Source organism: Micromonospora sp. CNZ295 (assembly GCF_004217535.1).
On record NZ_SHKZ01000001.1, the window covers coordinates 4,908,086 to 4,920,275 of the forward strand.

General features: G+C 72.6%; 12 protein-coding genes. 2 read left to right on the forward strand and 10 right to left on the reverse strand.

What is annotated here, in order from left to right:
• From EV376_RS22920 to EV376_RS22965, 10 genes are read right to left on the reverse strand one after another with little or no spacing between them, the layout of a single operon-like run.
• Complete coding sequence (locus EV376_RS22920; RefSeq protein ID WP_130326431.1) at nt 1–801, reverse strand: hypothetical protein; 801 nt, start codon at nt 799–801, stop codon at nt 1–3.
• Between the two features lie 26 nt (nt 802–827).
• Nucleotides 828–2,063: an MlaD family protein gene (locus EV376_RS22925; protein ID WP_165438065.1), complete on the reverse strand. Its 1,236-nt coding sequence runs from the start codon at nt 2,061–2,063 to the stop codon at nt 828–830.
• The gene (locus EV376_RS22930) at nt 2,060–3,454 is read right to left on the reverse strand and encodes an MCE family protein (RefSeq protein ID WP_130326435.1); all 1,395 of its coding nucleotides are present in this window, start codon (nt 3,452–3,454) and stop codon (nt 2,060–2,062) included. Before EV376_RS22930 ends, EV376_RS22925 begins: the two co-directional genes overlap by 4 nt.
• Before the next feature lie 44 nt (nt 3,455–3,498).
• Entirely contained in the window at nt 3,499–4,746 is a 1,248-nt protein-coding gene (locus tag EV376_RS22935; protein ID WP_130326437.1) for an MCE family protein, read from the reverse strand.
• A complete protein-coding gene (locus EV376_RS22940; protein ID WP_130326439.1) occupies nt 4,746–5,729 on the reverse strand; it encodes an MCE family protein in 984 nt (327 codons plus the stop codon). The genes EV376_RS22935 and EV376_RS22940 overlap by 1 nt, the downstream gene beginning before the upstream one ends.
• Nucleotides 5,726–6,760, reverse strand: a complete 1,035-nt coding sequence (locus EV376_RS22945) for an MCE family protein (RefSeq protein WP_207228324.1) — start codon at nt 6,758–6,760, stop codon at nt 5,726–5,728. The genes EV376_RS22940 and EV376_RS22945 overlap by 4 nt, the downstream gene beginning before the upstream one ends.
• Nucleotides 6,757–8,049 carry an MCE family protein gene (locus tag EV376_RS22950; protein WP_130326443.1) on the reverse strand — a complete coding sequence of 431 codons (1,293 nt, stop codon included), beginning with the start codon at nt 8,047–8,049 and terminating at the stop codon, nt 6,757–6,759. Before EV376_RS22950 ends, EV376_RS22945 begins: the two co-directional genes overlap by 4 nt.
• A gap of 2 nt (nt 8,050–8,051) precedes the next feature.
• Nucleotides 8,052–8,855, reverse strand: a complete 804-nt coding sequence (locus EV376_RS22955; protein ID WP_130326445.1) for an ABC transporter permease — start codon at nt 8,853–8,855, stop codon at nt 8,052–8,054.
• Nucleotide 8,856: 1 nt separating this feature from the next.
• Nucleotides 8,857–9,627, reverse strand: a complete 771-nt coding sequence (locus tag EV376_RS22960; RefSeq protein ID WP_130326447.1) for an MlaE family ABC transporter permease — start codon at nt 9,625–9,627, stop codon at nt 8,857–8,859.
• A complete protein-coding gene (locus tag EV376_RS22965; protein WP_130326449.1) occupies nt 9,624–10,640 on the reverse strand; it encodes an ABC transporter ATP-binding protein in 1,017 nt (338 codons plus the stop codon). Before EV376_RS22965 ends, EV376_RS22960 begins: the two co-directional genes overlap by 4 nt.
• A 165-nt stretch (nt 10,641–10,805) precedes the next feature.
• On the opposite strand from EV376_RS22965, the gene shbA reads away from it, so the two are divergent.
• Together shbA and EV376_RS22975 are read left to right on the forward strand one after the other, a co-directional pair.
• A complete protein-coding gene (gene shbA, locus EV376_RS22970; RefSeq protein ID WP_130326451.1) occupies nt 10,806–11,384 on the forward strand; it encodes an RNA polymerase sigma factor ShbA in 579 nt (192 codons plus the stop codon).
• Nucleotides 11,384–12,181 (forward strand): anti-sigma-D factor RsdA, encoded by a 798-nt coding sequence (locus tag EV376_RS22975; RefSeq protein WP_130326453.1) that lies wholly within the window; start codon nt 11,384–11,386, stop codon nt 12,179–12,181. Before shbA ends, EV376_RS22975 begins: the two co-directional genes overlap by 1 nt.
• The last annotated feature ends 9 nt before the right edge of the window (nt 12,182–12,190 follow it).

Sequence of the window (12,190 nt, forward strand, 5' to 3'; positions counted from 1 at the left end):
TCAGCCGACGAACTGCAGCTTGGACACCAGCCAGTCGCCTGAGGCCCGGTCCCGGACCAGGTCGAGCTGGATCCGGTAGTGCGAGGGCCGGCCGTCGGGTGCCTTGGCGTTCTTCACTGTGGCGTCGACCGCCACCAGCACCACCGCCTGCCGGTGGTCTCCGGAGACCAGCCCGGCGCGCAGCACGGTGCCCTGAGACTGGACCTTGTTCTCCACCACGGCCTTGCGGACCTGCGCCTGGCCGCGGGTGAATTCGTCCTTGAAATCGCCGGTCGCCCCGGCGGTGACGCGCTGTAGGTCCCGGTCGACGCTGGCGGCGCTGACCGAGACGAAGTTGACCGCGGCCTGCCGCGCGGCGGCGACGGCCTCGCTCCGGGCCTGGTCGGTGGCCCGGTCGACGTACCAGCGGTGGCCGTAGACGCAGGCTGCGGTGAGGGCGGCGGCGAGCAGCGCCACGAGCAGAAGGGGCAGTATTCGGCTACGCGGTGGGCCGGCGGGGGCGGCATCGGCTGTGCCCGTCGTCCCGGCTGTCGCTCCGGGCTCGGGGTCGCTCATCGCGCGGGCGTCGGTTCCGCTTGGCTGTTCGGCGGGTTCGGCCTCGGCCGGGGCACCAGTCGGGGGCAGGTCGCCGGTCCCGCTCAGATCCTCGGCCGGTTCTTCGTCGAGCCGCTCCAGGACCGCCTCGATCGGCTCGGTCGAGGCGGTCACGGGTCGACTGACGAGGCGGCGGCGCGGCGGGGTCGACCCGCCGGCCGAGGTGCCCTTGACGACTCTCAACGTGGTGTTCCTGCGGCTGTTCACACCGCCACCTCCTCCGGTACGCCGGGTCATGGGGTCACCCCGGCGAGCAAGAGCTGCTTCCAGGACTGGTCACCGGCGGCGCGGTACTGGCCGCCGGTCCCGCCGAACTGCAGCGGCCGTCCGTCCGAGCCGAGCACCAGGCCGGTCGCCGGGTCGTAGCCGGCCTCGGGACCGGGGTCCGGCGGGGGTGGCGTCGGTTCCCGTCCGGACGGTCGGGGCGCGTTCTGCGACCCGCGTACGTTCGCGCCCGCGGCGTGCTCGCTGGCGTCGCACCGGGTGGTGCCGTTGCGGTAGACGCACGACGGCGGGTTGCCGACGTTGAGCACGAGACCCAGGTGGGCGGTCCCGTCGCCGGGGGTGACGGTGAACCCACCGGCCACGACGACCGGGTACTCCACCAGCAGCTGTTCGATGCCGGGCAGTCGGCGGGCGGCGACGCCGTTGACGGTGACGAGATTGCCGAGCAGGGTGCCGATCGTCGGGCCCAGCCCGCGCAGCAGCGCGCGAACCTCGGCACCGGCTGGCGGCCCTTCGGCGAGCAGCCGCCGCAGGTCGGGGTCGGCGGCGCGGACCGTGGCGGCCAGCTGCGCCAGCCCGGCCGACCACCGGCGCAGCGCCTCCGCGGACTCCGCCTGGGTGGTGAGCACTGTCCGGCTGTCGCGGATCAGCGCCAGCGTCTCCGGCAGCCGGGTCGCGGCGTCGACGAGCAGCGCGTCGCCGGCGGCGAGGATCCGGGCCAGCGACTGTTCGTTGCCCTCGAAGGCGGCGCCGAGTTCCGTGATCAACACGGTCAGGTCGTCCGGGTTGACCGAGCGGACCAGGGCGTCCAGGTTGGCCAGCAGTGTCTCCGGGGCGAGTGGGACGCCAGTGCGGTCGGCCGGGATCACCGACCCGTCGATGAGGAAGGGACCGGCGTCGCGTTCGGGCCGCAGGTCGAGGTACTGCTCGCCGACGGCGGAGCGTTGCGTGACCACGGCTCGCAGCGCGTCGGGTACCCGGACGCCGCGGTTGATCCGCAGGTCGGCGCGCACTCCGTCGGGGCGCAGGTGGACGCCGGTGATCCGGCCGACGGGCACGCCGCGGTAGGTGACCGGGGCGTTGGCGAAGATGCCGCCGGCCCGGGGAAGGTCGACGTGGACGACGTAGCCGTTGCCGAGCAGCCGGTCGCCGAGGCCGACGTAGCGGATCCCGACGAAGCCGATCCCGAGCACGGCCACCAGGACGAAGGCGAGGATCTGCAGTTTCGCAGTGCGTCCGATCACCGGAGCAGACCTCCTCCCAGCAGGTCCGTCAGCTCGCCGATCTGGCCGGTGACGGCACCGGTTATCGGTAGCAGGCAGTCGGCGGACAGGACGGTGTCGGGTGGCAGTTTCGTGCCGGCGGGGAGCACCGTGCCGGCCGGTACGACGCCCGTGGGTACGAGCAGTCCGCCGAGGGGCACGGTGGATCCGGGCTTGAGCAGCACGCAGCCGTCCGGCAGTCCGCACTCCTTCGGCGGGGTCCACGTCGCCGGGAGGGTCTTCGGATCCGGCAGGCAATCGGTCAGGGGCAGGGCGGGCAGCGCGGGCAGTCCGCCGGGGGTGCGTGGGGCACCGGTGGCGGTGGGCGACCGAGGTGCGCCGGGGAGCTTCGGGGTGTCCTGCCGGTCGGGTGCGGCGGCGACCAGGTTGGCCAGGATGCTGGCCGCGTCCAGGTCGGCGGTGACCTTCAGGTTGACGAAGTCGCCGACGATCGCGCCCTCGACGTTGGGTGGGAAGGGGTATGACAACATGAACTCCAGCGATTTCGGCAGGTTGTCGCCGGCCCGTGCGAGCTGTTCCAGGATCGGCTGCAACGCTCGTACGCTGGCGATGGTGTCCTCCCGGCTGCGGGTGACCACCTGTGTGCCGACCCGGCCGAGTTCGCCGAGGGCGGTGAGGGCCTTGGTGAGCTGGTCGCGCTGCTGGGCCAGCACGGTCAGGCCCGGCGCGAGGGAGTCGAGGGCGTCGCCGACGATCTGCCGCTGCTGGTGGAGCCGGCCGGTCAGCCGGTCGAGTGCCTCGATGGCGCGGACGATGTCGGTCTTCTGCCGGTCCAGGCCGCCGATGAAGGTGTCGAGCTGCTGGAGGGTGTCCCGGAGTTCGGGTTCACGGCCGTCGAGGGCTTTCGCGAGTTCCTGGTTGATGGTGCGGAGCTGGGCCAGTCCGCCGCCGTTGAGCAGCAGGCCGAGTGCGGCGAGGACTTCCTCCACCTCCGCGCCCCGGCTGGTGCGCGAGAGCGGGATGAGGTCACCGTCGGCGAGGCGTCCATGGACGGGCTCGGTGGGCGGGGCGTCCACGGTCACGTACTTCTCGCCGAGCAGGCTGCTCTGTCGGACGGCGGCGGTGGCGTTGGCGGGCAGCCGCACGGCGCGGTCGATGCGCAGCCGGACCCGGGCGTGCCAGCCGGACAGGGAGATCTTCTCCACGCTGCCGACGGTGACGTCGTCGACCTTCACGGCGGCCTGTGGCACCAGGTCGAGCACGTCGGAGAACTCGGCGGTGACCGTGTAGCCGTCGCCGGAGGGCTTGCCGCCGGGCAGTGGCAGGTCGGCGACGTCGGGAAGGCCACAACCGGCGGGCAGCAGCGCCACCGCGAGCCCGCCCGCCAGCAGGCGGAGCAGCCGGGTTCTCATGCCACCTGTGTGGCTGCCCTGATGGTTGGCTCGCGGACGCGGGCTCATTGCGGCCCCCGGAGAATGCCGCCGAGTGTCGGGTCGCTCGTGGTGGTGGACGGGCCGCCCGGCGCCGTGGCGGGGGCGCCGGCACCGGGGGAGCTGACGGACCCCGGTGCGGACCCGCCGGTCGCCGGGGCGCTGGGCGGCAGCTTGATCAGCTTGCGTAGCTGGTCGGTCAGGGGCAGGCCCCGGGAGTGCAGGGTCTGCGCCAGGGCGGTGCATGTCGCCGGCACCTCGGCGGCCGGAAGCTGGGCGGCCATCAGCGAGCAGACGAACGCGGGCGGGTCGTAGGGACCCATGACGTTGTCGCGGGTGTCGAGGGTGCCGGAGCGGGGGTTGTAGGCCAGGCTGAGGTTGCTCACGGCCAGCGGCGTCACGTCGAGGATGTCGATGAGCGCCTGCTGCTGCCGGACCAGGACGCGCGTGACGTCGGCGAGCGCGGTCACGTTGTCGACCAGCACCGCTCGGTTCTGCTGGACGAACGTGGTCACGTCGGCCAGCGCGGCGGCGAGGTTGCGCAGCGCGGCGGCCAGTTCCTCCTTGTCCCCCGCGAGCTGCTCGGCGACGTCGGCGAGCTGCTGGTTGAAGCCGCGGACCTGCTGGTCGTTGCGGGCCAGCGCGGTGGTGAAGCGTTGCAGGTTGGCCACCGTGCCGAACAGGTCCTGCCGTCCGTCGGAGAGGGTGGTGAGCGCGCGGGACAGTCCGTCGAGGGTGTCGTGCAGGTCGCTGCCGTTGCCCTCCAGGTTGGCCCGGGCGGTGGCGAGCAGGTCGGACAGCGCGCCGTCGCGGTTGGCGCCCTGGGGTCCGAGGGTGCGGTTGAACTCGTCGAGGGCCTGGTAGATGTCGTCGATCTCCATGGGTGCGGCGGTGCGCTCGGCGGGGATCTCGGCGCCGTCGGCGAGCGGGGGGCCGCCGGTGAAGGCCGGGGTGAGCTGCACGTAGCGGTCGCTGACCACGCTGGGCGGGACGATCACGGCCTGGGCGTCGGCGGGGACGTCCACCTCGGGGTCGTAGCGCATGGCGACGCGCACGGTGCGGCCCTGCGGGGTGACCGACTCGACCGTGCCGACGCGGACGCCGAGCACGCGCACGTCGGAGCCGGGGTAGACGCCGACCGCCTTGGTGAAGTGGGCGACGACCCGCCGCTCGGGTGCCTCGTGGTGCCAGAGCACGATTCCGGCGGCGACGGCGGTCAGCAACACGGTGGCGGCGGCCACCGGGCGTCGCCAGCGCTGGATCGGACCGGGCATCAGCGTCCTCCCGTGGTGGGCAGATACGGCTGGAGCAGGCCGTCCACGTACGAGTCGAACCACCGGCCGTTGCCCACGACGTTGGCGAAGGCGGTGACGAACGGTCCCATCCGGCGGATGGTCTGCTCCAGGTCGTCGCGGTTGCGTTGCAGCACGGCGACCACGTCGCGCAGCTTGCGCAGGGCCGGTTCGAGCTGGGTGCGGTTGTCAGCGACCAGCCCCGACAGCTGGGTGGCGAGCTGGTCGGTGCCGACCAGGAGGGCGTGGATGGCGTCGCGGCGGCGGCTGACCTCGGCGAGCAGCTTCTCGCCGTCGGCGACGAGTCGGCGGAACTCCTCATCCCGTTGGGCGAGCACGCCGGTGACCTCGCGGGCCCGGCCGAGCAGGGCCCGTAGTTCGGCGTCGCGGCTGGCGACGGTCCGCGACAGCCGGGACAGGCCGGTGAGCGAGGAGCTGACGCTGGGCGGGGTGTCGGCGAAGGTCTCCGACAGGGTGGTGAACGCCTGGGCGAGCTGATCGGTGTCGACCTTGTCGAGGGTGTCGGCGAGCCGGGTGACGGCCTGCACCACGTCGAACGGCGCGGCGGTGCGGGCCAGGGGGATCTGGGCGTCCTCGGGCAGCGTGCCCGGTCCGGCCGGGGACAGGGCGAGGTATTTCTGCCCGAGCACCGTCTTGATCCGGATGGTGGCGCCGGTGTCGCGGCCGAGGCGTATGGCGTCGTCGTCGACGCGGAAGCGGACTCGCACGTACGGCTGCGGGACGCGGGCGAGTTCCACCGCGGTCACGACGCCGACCCGGACACCGGCGACGCGGACCTCGTTTCCGGTGGTGAGACCGCTGGCGTCGTGGAAGGCGGCCTGGTAGCTGCGGCCGGTCAGGGCGGCCAGCCGGTCGAGCTGGAAGGCGCCGAGCAGGACGGCGGTGATCACGGCGAGCCCGACCGCGCCGACGACGACCGGGTTGCGTTCGCGGAAGGGTTTCATCGGCTGCCTCCGGTGACGCAGCGGGCGGCGGTGGCGCGGAAGGTGGCCGGGTTGAGGGGCGCGTGCCCGTCGACGGCCACCCGGCCGTCGAAGCCGCAGAGGTAGAAGTTGAACCAGGAGCCGTAGGAGGCCACGCGGGTCAGGGCCTCGTAGCGTCCGGGCAGCCGGCCGAGGGTGCCGTCGATGACGGCGGCGTTGCGGTCCAGGGTGCCGGCCAGGTCGTCCAGGGCGCGTACGTCGGCGGCCAGCGGCGGCCGGACGTCCTGCAGCAGCGCGGCGGTCGCGGTGGTCAGTTCGCCGAGGTTGACCAGCGCCTCGCCGATGGCCGTGCGGTCGGCGGACAGGCCGGAGATGAACTGCTGCAGCTGGGCGATGCTCTGGTCCAGTTCGCGGTCCCGGCTCGCCAGGGTGTCCAGCACGCTGGTGAGGTTGGTGACGACCCGGCCGATGACCTCGTCGCGGTCGGCGAGGGTGTTGGTCAGCGAGGCGGTGCGTTGCAGCAGGCTCGCGACGGTGCCACCCTCGCCCTGCAGGACCTGGATGATCTCGTAGGCGAGCTTGTTGACGTCGTCCGGGTTGAGCGCGGTGAACAGTGGCCGGAACCCGTTGAACAGGACGGTCAGGTCCAGTGCGGGCGCGGTCTGGCTGAGTGGGATCAGCCCGTCGGCGCGCAGTGGCCGGCCGTCGCCCGGTCCGTCGGTCAGGGCGACGTACCGCTGGCCGACCAGGTTCCGGTAGCGGATCTTGGCGTGGACGCTGGTCGCCACGGGCACGTCGCGGTCCACGGTGAAGGTCACCTCGGCGACCGTGTTGTCGACCACGGCTATGTCGCTGACCTTGCCGATCCGGACGCCGGCGATCCGGACGTCGTCGCCGGGCAGCAGCCCGGTGACGTCGGTGAATTGGGCGCGGTAGGTGACACCGTCGGGTGGGAACGCGCCGAGGGTCTGCGCCAGCATTGCGGTGGCCAGCAGCGTCACCACCGCGAAGAGCGCCAGCTTGACCAGGGCTGCGGTGGGCTTCGGGGTCATCGTGCGTTCACCACCGCTCCGCGCAGCAGCGGTCCCCAGAGCAGGACCGCGATGTCTGGCACCGCCGCCGGTGGGGTGCCGGTGAGCGCGCCGACGAGGGGCTTGACGAGGGCGCTCTCCTCGCGGGTGCCGGCCTGGCCCATGGTGGCCGGTCCGGGAGCCGGGCCCGCCGTTGCGCTCGCGGTGCCGACCGGCAGGGGCGGGCGGTTGCGGCTGCCGCCGCGGTCGTACCCGTCGGCGACGGCCACGTCGGGGGCGGGCACCGGCGGGTGGGGCAGGTGCCGGCAGTCGGGGCCGTTGCGCGCGGCGTAGACCGGCTCGTCGCGGCCGCGCTCGTACGGGCCGCCGTCGCGGGTCACCTCAAGGGTGATGCTCATCCGCCCGCTGGCGAAGACCTCCTCGACCCGGGGTTGCAGGGCGACCAGGCCGTCGACGAGGCACGGGTACTCGGGGGCGTAGGTGGCGAACAGTTCCAGCACCGGCCTGCTCACCTGACCGAGGCGGATGAGCTGGTCGCCGTGCCGGTCCAGGAAGACCCGGGTGGTCTCGGCGGTGTCGGTGGTGTCGGCGAGCAACGCGGCGAGTTGGCTCCGCTGGTCACCGACCGTGCGTACGGTCACCGTGACGTCGCGTAGCAGCGAGAGCAGGTCCGGCAGCGCGGCGTCGTAACTGTCCAGCACGGCGGCGAGCTGTCGCACGTCCTCGGCGATGGTGGGCAGCTCCGGGTTGAGCTGCCGCAGGTAGGCGCCGAGCCGGGTGAGGTTCTCTCCGAGCTGGTCGCCGCGTCCCCGCAGGGCGGTGGAGATCGCGCCGAGGGTGACGGCGAGTTGGTCGGGGTGGATGGACTGCAGCAGCGGCAGCGCCTGGTCGAGCACGCGTTCCAGCTCCACCGCGGTGCGGCTGCGGTCCTGGGTGATGACCGCGCCGTCGTGGATCGGTGCGGCGCGCCCGCCGCCGGGCGGTGGGACGAGTTCGACGTACCGCTCGCCGAAGAGGGTCTTCGGGAGCAGCCGGGCGGTCACGTCGGCGGGAATGCGGTCGGTGGTGGTGGGGTCGAGGGCCAGCCGGATGACGGCGCCGCCGCCGTGGCTGCGCACCGAGCGGACGTCGCCGACCACGACGCCGCGTACCTTGACGTCGGCGCCCTCGAGGAGGTGCAGGCCGGCGCGGTCGGCGTGCAGGGTGACCCGGTCGACCGGGGTGAACGCCTTGCGGTAGTGCAGCACCGACGTGGTCAGCGCCGCGGTCAGCACGGCGATGAACGCGATGCCGAGGACGCGATGTTTCATTCTCACCCCGCAATCCGGACCGTGGTGGTGGCGCCCCAGATGGCCAGCGACAGGAAGAAGTCGACGATGTTGACCGAGACGATCGCCGTCCGGACGGCCCGCCCGACCGCGACGCCGACCCCGGCCGGTCCGCCTTGGGCGGTGTAGCCGTACCAGCAGTGCACCAGCACCACGATCACGCTGAACACGAGCACCTTGCCGAAGGACCAGAGCACGTCCTCGGGCGGCAGGAACAGGTGGAAGTAGTAGTCGTAGGTGCCGGCGGACTGCCCGAAGTAGCCGACGGCGATGGTGCGGGTGGCGAGGTAGCTGGCGAGCAGGCCGATCACGTACAGCGGGATGACCGCGATGAAGCCGGCGATCATGCGGGTGGTGACCAGGAACGGCAGGGACGGCACCCCCATCACCTCGAGCGCGTCGACCTCCTCGGAGATCCGCATGGCGCCGAGCTGGGCGGTGAACCCGCAGCCGACGGTGGCCGACAGTGCCAGGGCGGCCACCAGCGGCGAGATCTCCCGGGTGTTGAAGTACGCCGACACGAAGCCGGTGAAGGCGCTGCTGCCGATCTGGTCGAGCGCCTGGTAGCCCTGTAGTCCCACCTCGGTGCCGGTGAAGAAGGTGAGGAAGCAGATCACGCCGACGGTGCCGCCGAACACCGCGAGCGCGCCGGTGCCGAAGCTGACCTCTGCCAGCAGCCGGAGCACCTCGTGCTTGTAGCGGGTCAGCGTACGCGGCGTCCAGGCGAAGGCGCGCAGGTAGAAGGCGAGTTGCCCGCCGAGGTCGTCGAGGTGGCGCAGGACCGCCATGTCAGCTTCCCTTCTGCGGTACGACCTGGAAGTACACGGCCGTGACCACGAAGTTCAGCGCGAACAGCAGCATGAAGGTGATGACCACGCTCTGGTTGACCGCGTCACCGACGCCCTTCGGGCCGCCCTTGGCGGTCATCCCCTTGTACGAGGCGACCAGCGCGGCGGCGGCCCCGAACAGGAGCGCCTTGACCTCACCCACCAGCAGGTCGGGCAGTTGCCCGAGGGCCTGGAAGCTGGCCAGGTACGCCCCGGGGGTGCCGCCCTGCAGGATGACGTTGAACGCGTACCCGCCGGTCACGCCGACGACGCTGACCAGTCCGTTGAGCAGGACGGCCACCAGCATCGAGGCCAGAACGCGGGGCACCACGAGGCGGTGAATGGGGTCGATGCCGAGCACCTGCATGGCGTCCAGCTCCTCGCGGATTTTGCGGGAGCCCAGGTCCGCGCAGATCGCCGAGCCACCGGCGCCGGCGATGATCAGGGCCGTGACGATCGGCCCCGCCTCGCGGACCACGGCGAGCACCGAGGCGGCGCCGGTGAACGACTGCGCGCCGAGCTGGCGGACCAGTGAGCCGAGTTGGAGGGCGATGACCGCGCCGAACGGGATGGAGACCAGGGCGGCGGGCAGGATCGACACGGAGCTGATGAACCAGGCCTGGTGGACGAACTCGCGGACCTGCACCGGCCGCCGGCCGAGCGCGCGCAGGGTGTCCAGGCAGAACGCGAAGTACTCCCCGGATCGGCGGACGGCGCTGGTTGGGATGCTCACCGGGCCGCCTCCGGGTCGCGGCGCGTGTCGGCAGTGAGCCGCTCGCCGAGGTCGATCGTGGGCTGCTGGGCAGGTCGAAGGCTGTCGAAGGAGCCGGGCGGCGGGGTGACGTCGTGCTCGCGGCACCACTGGCCGGGTGGGCGCTCGGCCCGGCGGGGCAGCCCGTCGGACGGTTGCAGTTGCGGCGGGATCGGCGGCAGTGGCGGCAGTTCCACGCCGGCCTGTGCCTCGGCGGCCAGTTCGTCGGCGTCCTTCTCCTCCGCCATGCCGATTGGGCCGATCCGTTGGGCGTTGAGGAACTGCCGGACCACCGGTTCGGTGCTGGACAGCAGCATCTCCCGTGGTCCGAACATGGCCAGGTGGCCGTGGTAGATCAGGCCGATGTTGTCCGGCACCGTACGGGCGGTGTTGATGTCGTGGGTGACGATCAGGAAGGTCGCCTCGGTGCGCTGGTTGAGGTCGATGATGAGCTGGTTGAGGTAGGCGGTGCGGACCGGGTCCAGACCGGAGTCAGGCTCGTCGAAGAGGACGATCTGCGGGTCCAGGACGAGCGCGCGGGCCAGGCCGGCGCGTTTGCGCATGCCACCGGAGATCTCGCCGGGCAGCTTCCGCTCCGCCCCGACCAGGCCCACCATCTCCAGCTTCTCGGTGACGATGGCCCGGATCTGCGACTCGGGCCGGCGGGTGTGCTCGCGCAGCGGGAAGGCCACGTTGTCGTAGATCGTCATGGAGCCGAACAGGGCGCCGTCCTGGAACAGGACGCCGAACAGTTTGCGCACCTCGTACAGCTCGCGTTCGGACAGGCGCGGCAGGTCCCGGCCCTCGATGAGGATCGAGCCGCGGTCGGGTCGCAGCAGCCCGACGAGCGTCTTGAGGAACACCGATTTGCCGGTGCCGGAGGGCCCCAGCAGGACGGAGATCTCCCCGGCGGGCAGCGTCAGCGAGATGTCCGACCAGACCGGCTGTCCACCGAACGACTTGGTCAGCCCGCGCACGGCCACCTCGACGCCCACTGCTGCCCTCCCCTCTTCGCTGCTGCCTGCTACATCGGCGTTCGCGCCGAGAACGCAACAACTTCTTTCCGCTGCGGACCCGTGGCGGAACGTGAGCTAGGAAAACGGCGCCGGGCTGGGTAGCGTGCCGGTAACCCGCCGGTAATGAAGGTGCCTCGCCAGCTCATGACAGTGATCCAGCGGACAGATCTCGTTCGCCGGGCCGCCGAGGGCGACCCGGCGGCGACCGAGTTGCTGCTCGCTGACGTCCGTCCGGGGCTGGTGCGGTACTGCCGGGCCAGGCTGGGCCGGATCGGCGGGGCGTACACCACCGCCGACGACGTCGCCCAGGAAGTGTGCGTGGCGGTGCTGGCCGCCCTCCCCCGCTACCGGGAGCAGGGCGCACCCTTTTCCGCGTTCGTCTACGGGATCGCCGCCCACAAGGTGGCCGACGCGCAACGATCGGCCATCCGGGACTCGGCCGTCGCCGTCACCGACGCACCACTGGAGCAGCCCGACGCCGCGCCCGGGCCGGAGCAGCAGGCGATGGCGAGCGATCTGGCCCGCCGGCTGTCCGCCCTGCTCGACCGCCTGCCGCCGGTCCAGCGGGAGATCATCCTGCTGCGGGTCGCGGTCGGCCTGCCGGCCGAGGAGGTCGGGACGATCGTCGGGATGACGGCGGCGGCGGTCCGGATGACGCAGTCCCGCGCGCTGGCCCGGCTCCGTACCCTTGCCGGGGGTTCACTGGACGAGGTGGCAGCCTAATGAGTGAGCGTCGACGCGACGACGAGGCGACGGACCTGGGGACCCTCGCCCGCGACGACGCGCTGCTCGACGCGCTCGGACGCGGGGACCCGGCGCCCGAGGGCGACGAACTCGCGACGCTGCTCGCCGCCTGGCGGGCCGACCTCGCCGACGACTCCGCGACCGAGGTGCGCCCGGCGGCACCACCTGCAGGGGGCCCGAGCGGGCCGCCCCGTCCGGCGCTTCGGCGGTCCCAGCCGTGGGCGCTGCGCCTGGCGGCCGCCGCCGTCGTCCTGGTGGCGCTCGTCTCCGGGCTCGGGATCGGCAGCCGCAACGCCGGGCCCGACAACCCGCTGTGGTCGCTGACCCGGCTGCTGTACCCGGAGCAGGCCGAGGTGCGCAGCGTCGAAGACAGCATCGTCCGGGCCCGCACGGCCCTGGGCGAGGGCCGGCTCGACGACGCCGAGCGCCTGATCGAGCGGGCCCGCCGGAACCTGGCCGCCGTCGACGACCCCGCCGCCGTCGACCGGCTGCGCGCGACGATCGAGATGCTGGCCCGCGAGTTGCGCGCCGCACGCGACGCGACCACCCCCGGCCCGACCGGCGCGGAGCCGGCCAGCCCGGGGCCGACCGCCGCACCCGGCCCCACCGCGGGTACGCCCCGACCGTCGGCCGACGGGGCGACACCGGAGCCGAGCCACTCGCCGAGCATCGAGTCGGTTCCCCAGCTACCGCTGCCCGAGGTGTCGCTGCCCATCGGACCGCTGCTGTCCCCGCTGCCGTCGCTGCCGCTGCCCACCGACGGGCTGCTCGGCTGACGGTCCGTC

What these genes read in the sequence shown, in the direction of transcription:
- shbA (WP_130326451.1), top strand. Translation starts at nt 10,806, where the DNA reads ATGACAGTGATCCAGCGGACAGATCTCGTTCGCCGGGCCGCCGAGGGC.
- EV376_RS22945 (WP_207228324.1), bottom strand. Translation starts at nt 6,760, where the DNA reads ATGACCCCGAAGCCCACCGCAGCCCTGGTCAAGCTGGCGCTCTTCGCG.
- EV376_RS22930 (WP_130326435.1), bottom strand. Translation starts at nt 3,454, where the DNA reads ATGAGAACCCGGCTGCTCCGCCTGCTGGCGGGCGGGCTCGCGGTGGCG.
- EV376_RS22935 (WP_130326437.1), bottom strand. Translation starts at nt 4,746, where the DNA reads ATGCCCGGTCCGATCCAGCGCTGGCGACGCCCGGTGGCCGCCGCCACC.
- EV376_RS22940 (WP_130326439.1), bottom strand. Translation starts at nt 5,729, where the DNA reads ATGAAACCCTTCCGCGAACGCAACCCGGTCGTCGTCGGCGCGGTCGGG.
- EV376_RS22955 (WP_130326445.1), bottom strand. Translation starts at nt 8,855, where the DNA reads ATGGCGGTCCTGCGCCACCTCGACGACCTCGGCGGGCAACTCGCCTTC.
- EV376_RS22975 (WP_130326453.1), top strand. Translation starts at nt 11,384, where the DNA reads ATGAGTGAGCGTCGACGCGACGACGAGGCGACGGACCTGGGGACCCTC.
- EV376_RS22950 (WP_130326443.1), bottom strand. Translation starts at nt 8,049, where the DNA reads ATGAAACATCGCGTCCTCGGCATCGCGTTCATCGCCGTGCTGACCGCG.